A 17,973-nucleotide genomic window follows, 5' to 3' on the forward strand; every position below is an offset into this window, starting at 1 on the left:
TTTAAATTCTTACTTAGAAGATACTGCCGATTTTTGTTTAACAACAGGAGATTCTGGTTTAGAAACAATTCCTTTAATACGTACTCTTTTAGTTTTTTCTGTAGCATTAGAGTAAATAGTTAAAGTTTTAGAAAAACCACCGGTTCTATTAGTAGCATACTTAACTTCAATTTCACCTTTTTTACCAGGTAAAATAGGCTCTTTAGAGTATTTAGGTACCGTACAGCCACAGCTAGATTGAACTCTTGTAATTACTAATGGAGATTTTCCAATATTTTTAAATTCGAATTTCCTGACACCGTTTGCGTTTTGTTCAATCTTACCATAGTCAATTACTTCAGTTACAAATTCAAATGCTGGTGCATTAGGGTCTACTACTGGTTGTTTCTTTTGTTGTGCGTTTACTGATAAAGTAATAAACCCAACAAATAAAAGTGTCATAAATTTTTTCATAATATTCGTTTTAAAGTGTAAAGTTAGTTTTTTTTTTATGCTTTCAAAATATTTTATGTTAATGCTTATAATTGTACATTTGCAAATTATATTACAAATATTAGACCAAAATGAGTTTAGCAACAAAATATACACCTCAAGAAGTAGAAGATAAGTGGTACAAATATTGGATGGATAATAATTATTTTCATTCAACACCAAATGAAAAAGAACCTTATACCATAGTAATTCCACCACCAAATGTAACTGGGGTTTTGCATATGGGGCATATGCTAAATAATACTATTCAAGATGTATTAATTAGACGTGCTCGTTTAAAAGGTAAAAACGCTTGTTGGGTTCCTGGAACCGATCACGCATCTATTGCTACAGAAGCAAAGGTAGTTGCTAAATTAAAAGAACAAGGTATTGAAAAGAGCGATTTAACGCGTGATGAGTTTTTAAAACACGCTTGGGATTGGACTGATGAGCACGGAGGAATAATTTTAGAACAATTGAAAAAATTGGGAGCTTCTTGTGATTGGGAACGTACAAAGTTTACAATGGACGAAGATTTAAGCGAAGCAGTTTCTAAAGTATTTATAGACTTATACAACAAAGGTTTAATTTACCGTGGTTATAGAATGGTAAATTGGGATCCTGAAGCGCAAACTACTTTATCTGATGAAGAAGTTATTTTTGAAGAAAAACAAGGAAATCTTTACTACGTAAATTATAAAATTGAAGGAAGTGATGATGTGCTGACAATTGCAACTACGCGTCCTGAAACAATTTTAGGTGATACAGCAATATGTATAAATCCAAACGATGAGCGTTTTACACATTTAAAAGGTAAAAAAGCAATTGTGCCAATTGTAAACCGTGTAATTCCAATTATTGAAGATGAATATGTAGATTTAGAATTTGGTACTGGTTGTTTAAAAGTAACACCTGCACACGATCAAAACGATAAAGTTTTAGGTGAAAAACATAATTTAGAAGTTATTGACATTTTTAATGATGATGCATCTTTGAATTCTTTCGGTTTACATTACGAAGGTAAAGATCGTTTTGTTGTTCAAAAAGAGATTACAAAAGAATTAGATGAATTAGGTTGTTTAGTAAAAGTTGAACAACATATGCATAAAGTTGGTACTTCAGAAAGAACAAAAGCTGTTATTGAACCAAAAATATCTGCTCAATGGTTCTTAAAAATGGAGACAATTGTTGAACCTGCTTTGAAAGCTGTTTTAGAAGACGAAGAAGTAAAATTCTTTCCAAAACATTACAACAGTACTTATAAGCACTGGTTAACAAATATTAGAGATTGGAATATTTCTCGTCAATTATGGTGGGGTCACCAAATTCCTGCATTTTTCTATGGAGATGGTGTAAACGATTTTGTAATTGCTGAAACTATTGAGGAAGCTACTAAATTAGCTTCAGAAAAAGTAGGGAAAGAGTTTAAAGTTGAAGATTTAACTCAAGATCCTGATGCTTTAGATACTTGGTTCTCATCTTGGTTATGGCCAATTTCTGTTTTCGATGGAATTAGAAAGCCAAATAACGAAGAAATAGAATACTATTATCCAACAAACGATTTAGTTACGGGTCCAGATATTATTTTCTTCTGGGTTGCGCGTATGATTTTTGCTGGTTATGAATTTAGAGATGAAAAACCTTTTAGCAATGTTTATTTTACAGGAATTGTACGTGATTCTCAACGTAGAAAAATGTCTAAATCGTTAGGAAATTCTCCCGATCCAATTAAACTAATGGAGAAATATGGAGCAGATGGTGTACGTGTTGGAATGTTATTGTGTTCTGCTGCTGGTAACGATTTATTATTTGATGAAGAACTATGTGCGCAAGGACGTAATTTCTCTAATAAAATATGGAACTCTTTCCGTTTAATAAAAGGATGGGAAGTTTCTGAAGATTTAGAACAACCAAAATCAGCAAAAATTGCAATTGATTGGTATCAAGCTAAATTTCAACAAACATTAGTAGATTTAGAAAAATCTTTCGACCAATACAGAATTAGTGAAGCTTTAATGAGCATTTACAAATTAGTTTGGGACGATTTTTCTTCTTGGTTTTTGGAAATGGTAAAACCAGGTTATCAACAACCAATGGATGCTAAAACATACAAAGCAGTTATTTCATTTTTAGAAGATAATTTAAAAGTATTGCATCCGTTTATGCCTTTCTTATCTGAAGAAATTTGGCAAACAATTGCTGATAGAACTCCAGAAGATGCATTAATTGTTGCTGAATATCCTAAAACTGTTGAAGTAAACGAAAGTTTAATTGACGGATTTAAAGTAGCTTCAGAAGTAATTTCAGGAATTAGAACTATTAGAAAAGATAAAAATATTTCATTTAAAGATCAGATTGAATTTTCCGTATTGAATAATGATAAGGTTTCTACAGATTTTGATGCTGTAATTGAAAAGTTAGGAAATCTTTCTTCTTTAAATTATGTTGAAGAAAAAGTTGATGGAGCTTTAAGTTTTAGAGTAAAATCTAACGAATACTTTATTCCAATGGGTGATGCTATTGATGTTGAAGCTGAAAAAGCGAAGCTAGAAGAAGAATTAAAGTATATTGAAGGTTTCTTAAAATCTGTTCAAAAGAAATTAAGTAACGAGCGTTTTGTAAACAATGCACCGGAAAAGGTAATTGGAATGGAACGTCAGAAAGAAGCAGATGCTTTAGCAAAAATAGAAACAATAAAAGCTAGTTTAAGTAGCTTGTAAAATACGATGCACTAGCTATGGCTGGCGAATGCATAATAGAAAAGGGATTCCATTTTATTGGAATCCCTTTTTGTTTTTTATATTATTGTTGTTGTTATTCTGAACGATAGTGAAGAATCTTATGTAATGTTGTATAATGAGATTCTTCATTCCGTTGTCACTACATTCAGAATGATAATTTTACTACGTTGTCAGTCCTGTGAAAACAGGAATCCATACCAACATTCTATAGATTCCTGCTTGCGCAGGAATGACAGTATAATTTTCAGAATGATAATAAAATGATTATTTTAAAATTCCTTCTATTCTATCTAATTCCTCTTTACTAAAATTAGTGTTTTCTGTTGCCTTTAAACTATCTAAAATTTGTTCAGTTTTACTAGCACCAATTAATACAGAAGTAATACGTTCATCTTTTAAAATCCAAGAAATTGCCATTTGTGCCATACTTTGACCTCTTTCTTTAGCAATTTCATTTAACGCTCTAATTTTATCAATTTGCGTATTAATTTGATCTGTTTTTAAATAGCGGCCATCTTTTACAGCTCTAGAATCTTCAGGAAAACCATTTAAATATTTATCAGTTAACATTCCTTGTCCTAATGGAGAAAACGGAATAGCACCAACACCTTCATTTCCCAGTAAATCTAACAAACCATCTTCAACCCAACGATCTAGCATACTGTATCTTGGTTGATGAATTAAACAAGGAGTTCCTAAATCTTTTAAAATTTTAAATGCTTCAGCAGCTCTTTCTGGTCTGTAATTTGAAATTCCAACATACAATGCTTTTCCTTGGCGAACAATTAAATCCAATGCTCCCATAGTTTCCTCTAAAGGAGTTTCATTATCTGGTCTATGGTGATAAAAAATATCAACATAATCTAATCCCATACGTTTTAAACTCTGATCTAAACTAGAAACCAGGTATTTTTTTGATCCTAAATCTCCATAAGGTCCGGGCCACATATCATAACCAGCTTTTGATGAAATAATTAATTCATCTCTATATTTTTTGAAATCTTTCTTCAATATTTTACCAAACGTAGTTTCAGCTGAACCGTAAGGAGGACCGTAATTGTTGGCTAAATCAAAATGTGTAATTCCATTGTCAAAAGCACATTTTAAAAGGTTTCTTGCGTTTTTAAAATCGTCGTTTCTACCAAAGTTATGCCATAAACCTAGTGAAAGTTCAGGTAATAATAAACCGCTATTACCAGTTCTACGGTAATTCATTTTCTCGTAACGAGCTTCATTTGCTATGTATTTCTTCTTTTTGCTCATAATTATTTAAGTGCTTCTTTTAATAGTGTAATTGGGTGTTTGCTCTGTTTTTTTGTTCCATCTTTTATTTGATGTCTACAACTTGTTCCTGCTGCTGAAATTTCAATTTCTTCTGTTAAATTTCTAATTTTTGGAAATAAGGTGTCTTCACCAACTTGCATAGAAACCTTATAATGCTCTTTTTCGTAACCAAAACTTCCTGCCATACCACAACAACCTGTATTTAAAATTGTTGGTTTGTAATTAGTTGGGATATTCAACATTGTAAAAGTCGCTTCGGTAGAACTTAAAGATTTCTGATGGCAATGTACGTGAATTTTAATTTCTTTTGAATTATTATTGAAATCAGAAGTATTAATTTTTTTATTTTCAAATTCAGCTTTTATAAACTCTTCAAAAGTAAAAGTGTTTTTAGAAATGTTTTTTACTGAAATTTTATCATCTGCTAATCTTAAATATTCATCTCTAAAGCCTAAAATTGCTGAAGGTTCAATACCAATTAGTGGTTTTTCTTCAGAAATTAAATCCTTAAAAATATCAATGTTTTTATCAATTACTACTTTGGCTTTATCTAAAAATCCTTTTGAAATAGCACTTCTACCACTTTCTTCGTGATTAACAATAATTACTTTGTAACCTAATTTTGAAAGTAATTCTATTGCGTCAATTCCAATAGTTACATCGTAATAATTGGTGAATTCATCACAAAATAAATAAACTTCACCGTTTTTAAACTCTTTAGAATGCAATTGGTCCACATTGCGTTTATACCATTTTTTAAGAGTGGTTTTATACAATTTAGGAATGCTACGTTGTGTTGCAATTCCTAATACTTTTTTTGTAATTACATTATTTAATACAACGTTAGTTATAAACGGAACAATGCTTCCTAACTTGTTATATTTTACGTTGTCTGCGAACAATTTAGTTCTTAAAGTTGGCTTATTAGTTTTGTAATACTGATGTAGAAATTCAGCTTTTAAAGCAGCAATATCTACATTACTCGGACATTCGCTGGCACAAGCTTTACAACTTAAACACAAGTCGAAAACATCTTTCAACTCTTCGTAATCGAACTTATTTATTTTATCTGAATTGGTTAAAAACTCACGTAAAGCATTTGCTCTTGCACGTGTGGTATCTTTTTCATCTTTGGTAGCTCTGTAACTCGGACACATAGTTCCTCCAGCAGAAACTGGTTTTCTGCAATCTCCAGAACCGTTACATTTTTCAGCAACACGTAAAATTCCTTCACTTTCAGAAAAATCTTGGATAGTTTCTATTTCAGGTTCAATTCTATCAACTTTATAACGCAAACTTTTATCCATTGGATAAGCATCTACAATTTTTCCTTTATTAAAAATGTTGTTTGGGTCAAAAACTGATTTAATTCGTTTTAATAAATCGTAGTTTTTTTCTCCTATCATTAATGGAATAAATTCAGCGCGAACAATTCCATCTCCGTGTTCGCCACTAAAACTACCTTTATATTTTTTAACCAATTTGGCAACTTCTGTAGTTATGGTTCTAAAAAGTTCAACGTCTTCATTCTTTTTAAGATTCAAAATAGGGCGTAAGTGAATTTCTCCAGCTCCAGCGTGTGCATAATACACTGCATTTTGACCGTATTTTTTCATCATTTCAGTAAATTCTGAAATATAATTTGGTAAATCTGTTACTTCAACTGCTGTATCTTCAATGCAAGCAACGGCTTTTTTGTCGCCAATAATATTACCTAATAAACCTAAACCTGCTTTACGAAGATTTACAGCTTTTTGAATTTCATTCCCTTTTAAAATTGGAAAGGCATATCCAAAATTGTTGTTTTTTAAATCTTCAATTAGTTTTTGAGCAAGTTCTTCAACTTCGTTTTTTGTGTTAGCCTTTAATTCTAACATTAGAATAGCAGCTGGATCACCTTCAACAAAATCTCTATTTTTTAGTTGCTCTCTATTATTTTTTGTGCAATCTAGAATGGTTTTATCCATTAACTCGCACATATAAAGGTTGTGTTGCATTGTAACAACCACAGCTTTCATACTTTCTTCAATACTAGTAAAATGTGCTGCAACCAACATACTTTCAGTAGGAGGTAAGTTGTCTAATTTTAACGTGATTTCAGTAGTAAATGCTAAAGTTCCTTCACTTCCGCATAGTAATTTTGCAAGATTAATATTATCTTTAGAATTACTGAAAACATTGGTTTCAATTAATTCGTCAATAGCGTAACCTGTATTTCTTCTGTGTATTTCTGGTTTTGGAAATTGGTTTCTTATTTCTTGTTGAACTTCTTCTGAAGAAAGTTCATTATAAAGAGATTTATAAATGCTGTTCTCTAATGAATTTCCAATCTTTTTAGTATTGAATTCATCTTTTGAAATTTCATTAAAATTAGCTTCTGAACCATCACTTAAAATGGTTTTTAGATCAATAACTTTATCACGTGTAACACCATATTTAATTGAAGTTGTACCAGATGAATTATTACCAACCATTCCACCAATCATACATCTATTACTTGTAGACGTATTAGGACTAAAAAACAATACGTATGGTTTTAGAAATAGATTTAATTCATCTCTAATTACTCCAGGCTGAACGGTAACTGTTTTATTCTTTTCATCAAAAGATAAAATATTTGTGAAGTGTTTTGAAACATCAACTACAATTCCATCTCCCACACATTGTCCGGCTAATGATGTTCCTGCAGCTCTTGGAATAAGCGTGATTTTGTTATCAGAAGCAAATTGAATTAGTGTTTTTAAGTCTTCGTTGTCTTTAGGAAAAGCTACAGCTAAAGGTAATTTTCTATAAACAGAAGCATCTGTTGCATAAATACTTTTATGCAAATTATCAAAAACTAATTCTCCATTTAGTTGATTAGAAAGTGCTGTTAGTTGTTGTTGAATCACAAATAATAATTTAGTAATTCAAATATAAGAATAGACTTTACATTAGCCTAATCTAGTTAAGAAACTTGTTCGCCGTTTTTTATTTCAGTTTTGTCAGCTTGTAATAAAACAACTTCATTTTTTGAATTGTAAATTCCCAATACTAAGCACTCACTGAAAAAATTTGCAATTTGTTTCTTTTTAAAGTTAACTACAGCAGTTATTTGTTTTCCAATTAAATTTTCTTTGGAATATAAATGAGTTATTTGAGCACTTGAGTTTTTAATACCAAGTGTTCCAAAATCTATTTTAAGTTGATATGCAGGAATTCTAGCCTTTGGAAAATCATTAACCTCAATAATAGTTCCTATTCTAATATCTACTTTCTGAAAATCTTCAAAAGTTATTTCTGGTTTCATTATTCTTCAATTACTACAAATTCGGTTCTACGGTTTAATTGATGCTGGGCTTCGGTACATTTAGCTCCGTTTTTACATTTATTTACTAGTTGAGTTTCTCCGTATCCTTTTCCGTAAATTCTTGATAAATCAATTCCTTGAGCAGCAATATAATTTATAGTTGATTGTGCTCTGCTATTAGATAAGTTTAAGTTATAATTGTCTGGAGCTCTGCTGTCCGTATGAGATTTAACTTCAATTTTTATGTTAGGGTATTTTTTTAATACATCAACAACTTTGTTTAATTCTATGGCGGCATCAGTTCTAATATCTGCTTTATTTAAATCGAAATAAATAGGGTTTGTTTTTACCATTTTTTGTTCTCTAACGGTAACAAATTCTATGTTTGGTTTTAGGCTTAAAATTTTATTAATTATTTTACCGTGGTTGTAATTAGTATTTATTAAAACTGAATCTTTTAAATAATCCCTTTGATTGGCAACCAATTTATAGTTAGCCTTACATTTTAAATCTAATTTAAATTTAGCTTCATTAGTAACTTTAATAGAATCTATTAAAATATTTTCTTTAAATATATTTATTGAGGCAAGATTAAGTGGCGTATTGTTATTTATATCTACAACTAGCCCTTTAACTTTATGAATACAGTTTTTTGGACTTAATAGAATTTTTTTTCCAATTTTTCGATTGTTAACATTGCTAGTTGTAACTTTAATTTCATTAGGTAAAAAGCCATCTTTTTGAACTTTTATTTTGTAGGTAGCGTCACAATCTACTTCAAACAAGAATTTTTTATTTTCTTCAAGTGTTTGTCCTTCAATAAGTTTATCATCTTTATATAAAAATACTTGAACATTATTTAATTGTTGTCTATTATTTTTGTTTAGTATTATTCCCGTAATAGATTGCAAACATATTTCTTCAATAACTTCTTCCTCAATTTCTTTAATTTTAAAGTTGTAAATATCTACATCTCCTTTACCTTCAGGTCTGTTTGAAGTGAAAAAACCAACGTTGTTTTGGTTGTTTATAACAAATGCAAAATCATCATATTTACTATTAACAGGCGAAGGGAGTTTTGTAATATTAGAGAATTCATTATTTGCTCTTTCGGCCTTAAATATGTCAAACCCATTTTTATTTGTATGCCCTGTTGAAGCAAAATAAAGATTGTTCTGACTGTCTATAAAAGGGAATAATTCAGCTTCTTTTGTATTTATTTTAGAACCTAAGTTTCTTGGTTGGCTATACTTATTATTTCCCAAAATATCTACAACATAAATATCTGTTTCTCCTAAATTATCAGGGTTGTCTGATACAAAATATAGTTTGCTTTCATCACTATTAAGCATTGGGCTTTTTACAGAATATTCTTCATTATTAAAAGGAAGGTCTATAATATTACTAAGTTGAAAGTTTTTATTAATAGTTGCCTTTACAATATGTAACGTTTTCCAGTTTAACGAATCTTTTCTTTTGGAAGTATTGTAGTAATTATTCCAAGTAAAATAAACAGTTTTTAAATCTTTGGTGAAACAAACATCAGATTCAAAAAATTTATTATTAATATCGTTGGTAAATTTTTTTGTTTGCTTTAGGTTTCCATTTTCTGAAATGGTTGCGTTGTATAAATCTAAATATAGTTGTTTATTGTTTTTTCTTCTATTTTTTTTAAATGCTCCATCGTTTTCATCTCTTTTTGAAGAGGCAAAAAGTACATTGTTTTCAGATAAATATATAACACCTACTTCGGCATATTTAGAATTTATTGAAGTGTTAAAAATTTTATATTCTTTTTCTTTTTCTTGAGCTTGAGTAAATATAGCTGTTAATAATAAAACGGCTAAGGCAATTTTTTTCATTTTATGAAATTTTGGGTTTCAAAAAACAAGTAGGGACAATTAATTAAAACTGTTAATTTTTAGAAAAGAGGTTTTTGTAGTTAAGAGTTAAGTTAAATTATTTTTTAATTTGGAGGAGAATGTTGAAATACGAAATAAGTTTTTACATATATATTTGTTAAAAACACATTTAAGCAATTTATAAATAATAGGCCCATTGGTTTCATAATTGTTAAAATTATATTATTAAAATATTCAATGGTAGGGGCTATAAATATATAAAATAAACCTTGTTTTAAAAAATAAGTATAAAGTTTAAGCTAAATAGTATTGTTAAGAGAATATTGTTTTTATTCTTTAACTACAATAAATTCTGTTCTTCTATTTAATTGATGAAGGCTATCATGACATTTTACGCCATTTGTACAATGATTTACCAATTCTGTTTCACCATAACCTTTACCATATATTCTACTAGAATCAATGCCCTTAGAAATTATATAGTTAATGGTAGATCTTGCTCTTTTATTAGATAAAACAAAGTTATACTTGTCTTGCCCTCGGCTATCCGTATGTGATTTTACTTCTATAACAATAGTTTCATATTTTTTCATAATTGTAACTACTTTATCTAATTCAATAGAGGCATCAGGCCTAATATTTGACTTGTCTAAATCAAAGTATATAGGGTTTGTTTTAATCATTTTTTGTTTGCGAACAGTAATAAATTCGATGTTTTCCTTTAAATAAAGATTGTTGTTATGTGTTTCTTTATTATTTTTTTGAGTATTTATTATAACGTTATCTTTAGAGAAATCTGTTAATTCAGCAGTTATTTTATATGTTGAATTACAATTAATTTCTGCTTTATATTCAGCAAGTTTATTTAGTTTAAGTGTTTTTACTAAAGAATCGTTTTTAAATAGTTTTACAATAGCGTTAGGTAGCGGAGTTTTTGTTTCTTTATTTAGAATTTTTCCTTCTACAAAATTTATACACTTTTCGGGCTCTAGATAAATATTTTTATCTAAAGTAAATTTATCTGCATCATTAGTAGTAAATTTTATTTCATTGCTAATAAACCCTTTTTTCTTTGCAACTATTTTATAGCTTTCGTTACACTTTAAGTTAAATTTATAATTGTTGAAATTAACAATGTCTTTACCTTCAACAAGTGTATCGTTTTTATAAAGAAACAATTGATAATCGCTTAATTTTACATTGTTTTTAATATTAAAAACATTACCTGTAATAAGTTGATCACAAGGTTTTTCTTTAATATGATACTTAAAGGCGTAAATATCTACATCTCCCTTTCCTTTATCTCTGTTTGAAGTAAAAAATCCTTCTTTTTTATTTGGCCTATGAACATAACCAAACTCATCGTATGGAGAATTGATAGGAGAAGGTAAACTTACAGGTTTTTCAAAAGTATTATTTACAAAATTAGATTTAAAAATATCTAAACCACCTTTTCCTTTATGTCCAAAAGATGAAAAGTATAAATTGTTTTCATTATCTGAGTATGGATACAATTCGTTGTATTTTGTATTAATGGTAGGCCCCATATTTTTTGGCCAAGAAAGCACACCTTCATTGCTAACTTCAGACACAAAAATATCGTAACCACCTGATCCACCAGACATATTAGAAGAAAAATATAGTTTTTTTCCGTCTGCACTAAACTTTGGATTTTTAATAGAATATTTTACACTATTGAATCTTACAGGCGAAATACTTGTTAAATTAAAATCTGCATCAATTGATGCTTTAAACAAGTAAAATGTTTTGTTTTTTGGATTATCAATCTTAGGATCATTGTAGTAATTATTCCAAGTAAAAAATAACGTTTTCAAATCTGGAGAAAAAGCAATATCACTTTCGTTAAATTTGGTGTAAATTTCTTTATTTAGTTTTTTATCTTGAATTATATCTCCTTTATCTGTTATTTTTCCGAAATAAAACTCTAAGAATAAATGACGGTTGTTCTTTCTTCTATTTTTAGAGAAAGGAGTATCTTCTTCAGTAATTTTTGATGATGCAAATAACACCAAATCATTATTTACATAAAAGGTTCCTAATTCTGCATATTTAGTGTTTACAGATGTATTAAATACTTTGTATTCTATATCTTGAGAGCTAACTTTATTAAAAAGCAGGGATAATAATATAATTAATAAGTTTTTTTTCATTTTAAAATTTAAAAATATTGTCAAATACCCAAGCTGGGCCAATTAATAAAAATTGCAAATCTTTTAAAAAAGATGGTTTGGCACCTTCTAATTTATGCCCATAAAATTGACCAATCCAAGCAATTATAAATATTAACAATGATGTATAAAATATAGGTGTAACCAAACCTAGATAATAATTACCAACTATACATAATATAGTGAAAATTAACATTTTTAAAAACACTTTAAAAGATAATCGTAAATAAAATATTAATAAAAAAAAGGCTACTACTACTGCCCAATTTTCTATAATAGGCATATTTAAATTAGTAATTTTCCCTATAAAAGTGCTTGGAATACTTATAAGTAAACCTACAATACTAAAAAAAATTGCAGGTACACATATATAATGTATTTTTTTATTAGTTTTATTTTGGTGGCTAATCGAATATTCGCTAAACCATTGATGCATTGTTTTCATAATTGTAAAATTTTGAAAATATAAATTATATACTATAAACCAATTTAATACGCTAGTTATATAGTATGTAATATATAAATTTTGTAATGTTTTACTTATTTATTAGAAATAAGTAATAAACAACTTTTTCAACAATTTTATTTAGACCTATTTACTTTAAACAATTGTAAATATGTGCATAATGGTGATTACAGTGCCAAGCATAAATACCAATATTTTCTGCTAATGATACTGTTTTATTATTTGCGGGGTGAATAAATTCTTTTTCTAGATCTTCTTCATTTAAATTAGTTAATAAATATACCCATTTAGCGTGCAAGGCTTTTAATTGGTTTATTGATAAGTGAATAGGAGCTAACTTAGAATCAAATAGTTCGGCCCATTTTTCTTCATAATAAGCTTTAATTACAGGTTTGTTTTCTGTTAAAGCCCATTTAAAACGAATATAACTATTTAAATGACTATCTGCACAATGATGAATTACCTGTCTAATTGTCCACCCATCTTTACGGTAAACGGTGTCTAATTGTTCGTTGGAAAGGTCTTTTACTAAAGAATTAAGTTTAGAAGGAAAATTTTCGATAACTAAAATCCATTCTTTAATAATTTTTAACGAAATATTTTTTGGAATATTTGGTTGTCCAATAGGATATTTTAGTTCTTCGAGCATTAATTTATGTTTTTTTATAAAACTTAACCTAATTTACTAATTTGAGTTAATTTTTTAATGTTTAAAATTTCAATTTTTCTATCGGAGACTTTTATTATTTTTTCTTTATTAAACTTAGACAATGTATTTATAACACTTTCTTTAGAATAGCCTAACATATTAGCCAAATCTTTTCGTACCATTGGAATAGTAAACGAGTTTGAATTGTAAACTTTTGCAAAATCTAATAGTATTAAGGATAACGCACCATCAATATTTTTTTGAGATAGGGTAGTTATGCGGTGCAAAAGTCCGTTTGAAACACCAGACATATGCTTAATTAAATTTAAAGCAAATTCTCCATTTGTTGAAATAAATTTTTCAAAAATGCTTTTTTCAATAAAACTTACTTTAGTTTTTTCTAGGGCTGTTGCAGTAAAATCGAATTTTTCAAAAGCAAAACAACAAACTATTCCTATAAATGAGTGAGGTTCAACTAAGCCAACAGTAAAAGGTTTCCCCTCATTAACCATTTCTAGTTTTACCAATCCGCTATTTAAATATAAAACGTTGTTAACTAGCATACCACGTTTAATTATGGTTTCTCCAGCTTTAAATTCAATATCGGTTTTATGTTCAATTAATTCGTTTTTTTCAGTATCACTTAGCTTATTTAAGCTCTCTTTTGCGTTTAAAAACGTATAATCGAAGTTAGTTTCTTTTTGTAAAAAATCAGGCATAGCAGTAAACGTATTAAAATTACATTCTAACAGATGTAAAATTACATCATTATTTAATAAAAACTAATTTAATTTCTATTAAATATACGAATGTAAAAAATTCGTATCTACAAAAATAGCATGTTACTTTTACTATGTAATAAGTTCTTAAATAATTGAAGTGTTTATATGTTTTGTTTTAGTCGATAGAATTTAAACTATTCTAAAAAATTTAGAAACTATTATATTGTTTGTTTAATTGTTTGTGTAACCTAAAGCTATAGTCATGAAAGATATTCTTTTAAAATCGTTAGTAATAATTCCAGTTATTGCTTTTGTTGATTATTTGATAATGATTCTCGTTGGGTGTACAAGTTGTTTATTTGGTTTTAAAGACAATTTTTATGAATGTACGTTTTGTACTATCGGTAAAATTGTACTTGTGGCATCTGTTTTGACTTTTTTGGTTATTATATTTAAGGACACAATGTCATTATTTAATAATAAAAAACAGGTTTGTTAATAGCTTATTAACTATTAGCTTGAAATTACACAAAATCATAATTTGTTTTTATAATACATTAAGATATTATATAACAAAAAAGCATTGACTTTTTAAAGTCAATGCTTTTTGATTTTTTATAGAATAGGATTATTTAACATCCATTAATTCAACATCAAAAATTAAAGTTGCATCTGGAGGAATAACACCACCTGCACCTTGACTACCATAAGCCAAATTAGAAGGAATTACTAAACGAGCTTTATCTCCAACTTTTAATAATTGAATACCTTCATCCCAACCAGGAATTACTTGACCTACACCAATAGTAAAATCGATTGGTTGTTTACGTTGGTATGATGAATCAAAAACTTGTCCGTCTACTAATTGACCTTTGTAATGTACAGAAACTCCAGCACCTTTTGTAGCAGGTTTTCCATTACCTTCTTGTAGAATTTTGTAACGTAAACCACTTGGAGTTTCATCATAACCTTTAGCTATTTTATCCATTGCTTCTTTAGCAGCTTTTTTAGCTTCAGCTTCTCTTTTTTCTCTAGAACCTTCAAAAACTCTAAAAGCTTCAACTGCGTTAAATTTCTCAGCAGCTTCACCAACTCTTGTAATTTCAATAGATTCTAATATATCGTCTTGAGCAACAGCATTAACAACATCTTGCCCTTCAACAACTTTACCAAAAACAGTATGTTTGTTATCTAACCAAGGAGTTGGAACATGTGTAATAAAAAACTGACTTCCATTAGAAGCAGGTCCTGAGTTTGCCATAGACAAAATTCCAGGAACATCATGTTTTAATTCTGGGTGAAACTCATCATCAAAGCTATATCCAGGAGAACCTGTTCCAGTTCCTTGTGGACAACCACCTTGAATCATAAAGTCTGCAATTACTCTATGAAATTTTAAACCATTGTAATAAGGAGTTCCTTGTGGTTTAGATCCGTTTTCTAAATTTCCTTCAGCTAAAGCAACAAAGTTACCAACTGTACCAGGAGTTTTTTCAAATTCTAAGTTTACTAAAATAGCACCTTTAGAAGTGTTAAATTTTGCGTATAATCCGTTATTCATTTTCTTGTTTTTTAAAAGCGTTGCAAAGATACATACTTTCAATTGATATAAAAGTATATTAGTTGTTTTCTATTATGAATGAAAAAAACCTACTAAAAAGCAGGTTTTTAAATATTTATGTATTTTTAAAACTATTTAGCTTCTGCAATAATAGTAGTTTGAGTTTTTGAAATTGTCTGCTCTATTTTTTGAGCATCACTAGTTAAACCACAACCTCCTTTTTTAGCTCCGCAAGCTATAAATAAAGTTGAAACTAATGCAAATATTACTAATTTTAACGTTTTACTTTTCATTTATGTGTTTTTTAGATAACGTAAAATAAAATATTTTATTTTACTGTGCTAATTTATTTAAAGTGTAAATTATTAATTCTTCAACCGGTTTGTACGGATCTTCGCTAAAAGTTCCGTTAGCTCTATTGGCAATAATAGCATTCATAGAACAAGCATTATGACCTAATAGTTTAGATAACCCATAAATGGCTGAAGTTTCCATTTCTAAATTAGTAATTCTTACACCGTTATATTCAAAATTATCAATTTTATTATTTAAATCAGGATCTTGAATAGGTAACCTTAAAACTCTTCCTTGAGGTCCGTAAAACCCAACAGCTGTAGCGGTTACACCTTGAAAAACTTTATCTCCAGATAATTTAGTTTGAAGCTCTCTACTGTTTTTTACAATATAAGGCCTCGCTTTTCTTGGGCTCCAATTAGTATGTTTAATAAAGGCATCTTCAAAATCACTTTCTAATACTTCATCACAATCATAAGAAAGCAGCATACCATCAAAACCTAATCCGTATTTAGCTAATACAAAGCTATCTACAGGAATATCTGCTTGTAAAGAACCGGAAGTTCCAATTCTAACAATGTTTAATTTTGTATGCTCTTTTAAAGGTACACGGTTTATTAAATCTATATTTACCAAAGCATCTAACTCATTCATTACAATGTCAATATTATCTGGTCCAATACCAGTAGACATTACAGAAATTCTTTTGCCTTTATAAGTACCTGTTATGGTTTTAAATTCTCTTTTTTGAGTTTCAAATTCGATTGAATCAAAATGTTTAGAAATTTTTGCTACTCTATTCTGATCACCTACAAAAATAATGTCTTTTGCAATATGTTCAGGTTTTAAATTTAAGTGGTATATACTACCGTCTGGGTTCAGTATTAATTCTGAAGGAGCTATTTTATTCATATATAATATTATCCGCCTACGCGTTTTACGTTATATCCATCCTTTTTAAGGATTTCCATTATTTTATCTCTAAATTTTCCTTGTATTATTATTTCACCATCTTTTACACTACCACCAACACCACACTTTTGTTTTAGCATTTTACCTAATGCTTTTAAATCTTGATCACTACCTTCAAAACCAGTAATTACTGTAACTGTTTTACCGCCACGGCCTTTGTTCGAAAAAAGCGCTTCTAAGTATTGTTGTTTTGGTTGAAGTGTTTCTTGTTCTTCATTTTGATCGTATTCAAATTCGTTATTTGTTGAAAAAACAAAACCGCCAAGATCTTCTAAACTATTTAATTTTTTTTTACCCATTTGATTTGTGAAAAAATAAGACTCAAAAATACGGAATCTTTCTTTATTTTTTAATTTTATTCCAAGCAAAAATTAATACAGCTATAGTTTCAAAAACTAAACCAATGGCCATTACAATATTTGCTTGTGGATTATTGGCTATTTTTAATATTGCACCTCCTACAAGTAGAAAAATACCGAATGTAAATACTGAAATTACTTTTTTTGAAATCATTTTAATAAGCCTAATTCTCTTAAACGTTCATTTAAAAATTCACCAGCAGTAATATCTTCATATACTTTTGGTCTTGTTTCATCAATACATTCAGGTAAACAATTTAGTTTCATTTCACTAATTGGGTGGGTAAAAAACGGTATTGAATAACGAGGTTTGCCCCAATCTTCTCTAGGTGGGTTAACAACTCTATGTATTGTTGATCGTAATTTATTGTTAGTTAAACGTTCTAGCATATCACCAACATTAATAACTAATTGGTCGGGTAGTGCAGTTACTGCAATCCAATCTCCTTGTTTATTTTGAACTTCTAAACCAGAAGCCGAAGCACCCATTAATAGGGTTATTAAATTTATATCTCCATGCGCAGCGGCTCTAACAGCTCCTTTTGGTTCTCCTTTAATAGGAGGATAGTGTATAGGGCGTAAAATACTATTTCCGTTGGTTACATATTTATCGAAATAGTTTTCTTCTAAGCCAATATATAAAGCTAAAGAACGTAGCACATAAATTGCTGTTTTTTCTAACATTTTATAGGTTTCCATTCCTGTTTTGTTGAAATTTTCAATTTCCGTTACTTCAACATTATTCGGGTATTCAGCTTTTAACTTATCGTTTCCAATAACATCTTGACCAAAGTGCCAAAACTCTTTTAAATCTCCTTCTTTTTTTCCTTTCGCACTTTCTTTTCCAAAGGATGTATAGCCACGTTGTCCTCCAATTCCATCAATTTCATAAGACTCTTTTACTTCTTCAGGAAGGTCGAAAAAGGCAGTTACTTCTTTATATAAATTGGCAGTAAGTTCGTCGCTTAAAAAATGGCCACGTAAAGCTACAAAGCCAATTTCTTCATAAGCTTCACCAATTTGTTTAATAAATTTTTGCTTTCTGTTTTCATCACCCGATATAAAATCAGATAAATCTACACTTGGTATATTTTGCATTTTTTTAATAGTTAGG

General features: G+C 28.9%; 16 protein-coding genes. 1 reads left to right on the top strand and 15 read right to left on the bottom strand.

Annotation, left to right across the window (positions count from 1 at the left end; all coding sequences use genetic code 11):
- Positions 1-9 precede the first annotated feature (9 nt).
- Complete coding sequence (locus tag BLU40_RS05615; RefSeq protein ID WP_090120896.1) at positions 10-453, bottom strand: DUF1573 domain-containing protein; 444 nt, start codon at positions 451-453, stop codon at positions 10-12.
- A 110-nt stretch (positions 454-563) separates the two neighbouring features.
- On the opposite strand from BLU40_RS05615, the gene BLU40_RS05620 reads away from it, so the two are divergent.
- Positions 564-3,191, top strand: coding sequence for a valine--tRNA ligase (locus BLU40_RS05620; RefSeq protein ID WP_090120899.1), 2,628 nt, complete (start codon positions 564-566; stop codon positions 3,189-3,191).
- A 285-nt stretch (positions 3,192-3,476) separates the two neighbouring features.
- On the opposite strand, the gene mgrA is transcribed toward BLU40_RS05620, so the two are convergent.
- The 14 genes from mgrA to BLU40_RS05685 form a co-directional block, all read right to left on the bottom strand.
- Positions 3,477-4,475, bottom strand: coding sequence for an L-glyceraldehyde 3-phosphate reductase (mgrA, locus tag BLU40_RS05625; protein ID WP_090120903.1), 999 nt, complete (start codon positions 4,473-4,475; stop codon positions 3,477-3,479).
- 2 nt (positions 4,476-4,477) lie between these two features.
- Positions 4,478-7,387 carry an FAD-binding and (Fe-S)-binding domain-containing protein gene (locus BLU40_RS05630; protein ID WP_245729902.1) on the bottom strand — a complete coding sequence of 970 codons (2,910 nt, stop codon included), beginning with the start codon at positions 7,385-7,387 and terminating at the stop codon, positions 4,478-4,480.
- A gap of 56 nt (positions 7,388-7,443) precedes the next feature.
- Positions 7,444-7,785, bottom strand: coding sequence for a tRNA-binding protein (locus BLU40_RS05635; protein ID WP_090120907.1), 342 nt, complete (start codon positions 7,783-7,785; stop codon positions 7,444-7,446).
- Complete coding sequence (locus tag BLU40_RS05640; RefSeq protein ID WP_090120911.1) at positions 7,785-9,647, bottom strand: OmpA family protein; 1,863 nt, start codon at positions 9,645-9,647, stop codon at positions 7,785-7,787. The genes BLU40_RS05635 and BLU40_RS05640 overlap by 1 nt, the downstream gene beginning before the upstream one ends.
- 329 nt (positions 9,648-9,976) lie before the next feature.
- A complete protein-coding gene (locus BLU40_RS05645; protein WP_139170918.1) occupies positions 9,977-11,818 on the bottom strand; it encodes an OmpA family protein in 1,842 nt (613 codons plus the stop codon).
- A 1-nt stretch (position 11,819) separates the two neighbouring features.
- Entirely contained in the window at positions 11,820-12,281 is a 462-nt protein-coding gene (locus BLU40_RS05650) for an Mpo1 family 2-hydroxy fatty acid dioxygenase (RefSeq protein ID WP_090120919.1), read from the bottom strand.
- Positions 12,282-12,432: 151 nt separating this feature from the next.
- The gene (locus BLU40_RS05655) at positions 12,433-12,951 is read right to left on the bottom strand and encodes a YfiT family bacillithiol transferase (protein WP_090120921.1); all 519 of its coding nucleotides are present in this window, start codon (positions 12,949-12,951) and stop codon (positions 12,433-12,435) included.
- 23 nt (positions 12,952-12,974) lie between these two features.
- Positions 12,975-13,670: a Crp/Fnr family transcriptional regulator gene (locus tag BLU40_RS05660; RefSeq protein ID WP_090120923.1), complete on the bottom strand. Its 696-nt coding sequence runs from the start codon at positions 13,668-13,670 to the stop codon at positions 12,975-12,977.
- 631 nt (positions 13,671-14,301) lie between these two features.
- The gene (locus BLU40_RS05670; RefSeq protein ID WP_090120927.1) at positions 14,302-15,234 is read right to left on the bottom strand and encodes a peptidylprolyl isomerase; all 933 of its coding nucleotides are present in this window, start codon (positions 15,232-15,234) and stop codon (positions 14,302-14,304) included.
- A 131-nt stretch (positions 15,235-15,365) separates the two neighbouring features.
- Positions 15,366-15,527 carry a hypothetical protein gene (locus tag BLU40_RS17525; protein WP_175454748.1) on the bottom strand — a complete coding sequence of 54 codons (162 nt, stop codon included), beginning with the start codon at positions 15,525-15,527 and terminating at the stop codon, positions 15,366-15,368.
- A 40-nt stretch (positions 15,528-15,567) separates the two neighbouring features.
- Entirely contained in the window at positions 15,568-16,440 is an 873-nt protein-coding gene (locus BLU40_RS05675; protein ID WP_090120929.1) for a nucleoside phosphorylase, read from the bottom strand.
- Positions 16,441-16,448: 8 nt separating this feature from the next.
- Positions 16,449-16,799: a translation initiation factor gene (locus tag BLU40_RS05680; RefSeq protein WP_090121916.1), complete on the bottom strand. Its 351-nt coding sequence runs from the start codon at positions 16,797-16,799 to the stop codon at positions 16,449-16,451.
- A 43-nt stretch (positions 16,800-16,842) separates the two neighbouring features.
- The gene (locus BLU40_RS17530; RefSeq protein ID WP_175454749.1) at positions 16,843-17,013 is read right to left on the bottom strand and encodes a hypothetical protein; all 171 of its coding nucleotides are present in this window, start codon (positions 17,011-17,013) and stop codon (positions 16,843-16,845) included.
- Positions 17,010-17,957 (bottom strand): isopenicillin N synthase family dioxygenase, encoded by a 948-nt coding sequence (locus tag BLU40_RS05685; RefSeq protein WP_090120930.1) that lies wholly within the window; start codon positions 17,955-17,957, stop codon positions 17,010-17,012. Before BLU40_RS05685 ends, BLU40_RS17530 begins: the two co-directional genes overlap by 4 nt.
- Positions 17,958-17,973: the final 16 nt, after the last annotated feature.

Source organism: Lutibacter oricola (assembly GCF_900106565.1).
GTDB classification, from domain to species: Bacteria; Bacteroidota; Bacteroidia; order Flavobacteriales; family Flavobacteriaceae; genus Lutibacter; species Lutibacter oricola.

What these genes read in the sequence shown, in the direction of transcription:
- BLU40_RS05680 (WP_090121916.1), bottom strand. Translation starts at nt 16,799, where the DNA reads ATGGGTAAAAAAAAATTAAATAGTTTAGAAGATCTTGGCGGTTTTGTT.
- BLU40_RS05650 (WP_090120919.1), bottom strand. Translation starts at nt 12,281, where the DNA reads ATGAAAACAATGCATCAATGGTTTAGCGAATATTCGATTAGCCACCAA.
- BLU40_RS17525 (WP_175454748.1), bottom strand. Translation starts at nt 15,527, where the DNA reads ATGAAAAGTAAAACGTTAAAATTAGTAATATTTGCATTAGTTTCAACT.
- BLU40_RS05670 (WP_090120927.1), bottom strand. Translation starts at nt 15,234, where the DNA reads ATGAATAACGGATTATACGCAAAATTTAACACTTCTAAAGGTGCTATT.
- BLU40_RS05660 (WP_090120923.1), bottom strand. Translation starts at nt 13,670, where the DNA reads ATGCCTGATTTTTTACAAAAAGAAACTAACTTCGATTATACGTTTTTA.
- BLU40_RS05645 (WP_139170918.1), bottom strand. Translation starts at nt 11,818, where the DNA reads ATGAAAAAAAACTTATTAATTATATTATTATCCCTGCTTTTTAATAAA.
- mgrA (WP_090120903.1), bottom strand. Translation starts at nt 4,475, where the DNA reads ATGAGCAAAAAGAAGAAATACATAGCAAATGAAGCTCGTTACGAGAAA.
- BLU40_RS05620 (WP_090120899.1), top strand. Translation starts at nt 564, where the DNA reads ATGAGTTTAGCAACAAAATATACACCTCAAGAAGTAGAAGATAAGTGG.
- BLU40_RS05685 (WP_090120930.1), bottom strand. Translation starts at nt 17,957, where the DNA reads ATGCAAAATATACCAAGTGTAGATTTATCTGATTTTATATCGGGTGAT.
- BLU40_RS05675 (WP_090120929.1), bottom strand. Translation starts at nt 16,440, where the DNA reads ATGAATAAAATAGCTCCTTCAGAATTAATACTGAACCCAGACGGTAGT.
- BLU40_RS05640 (WP_090120911.1), bottom strand. Translation starts at nt 9,647, where the DNA reads ATGAAAAAAATTGCCTTAGCCGTTTTATTATTAACAGCTATATTTACT.
- BLU40_RS05655 (WP_090120921.1), bottom strand. Translation starts at nt 12,951, where the DNA reads ATGCTCGAAGAACTAAAATATCCTATTGGACAACCAAATATTCCAAAA.
- BLU40_RS17530 (WP_175454749.1), bottom strand. Translation starts at nt 17,013, where the DNA reads ATGATTTCAAAAAAAGTAATTTCAGTATTTACATTCGGTATTTTTCTA.
- BLU40_RS05615 (WP_090120896.1), bottom strand. Translation starts at nt 453, where the DNA reads ATGAAAAAATTTATGACACTTTTATTTGTTGGGTTTATTACTTTATCA.
- BLU40_RS05635 (WP_090120907.1), bottom strand. Translation starts at nt 7,785, where the DNA reads ATGAAACCAGAAATAACTTTTGAAGATTTTCAGAAAGTAGATATTAGA.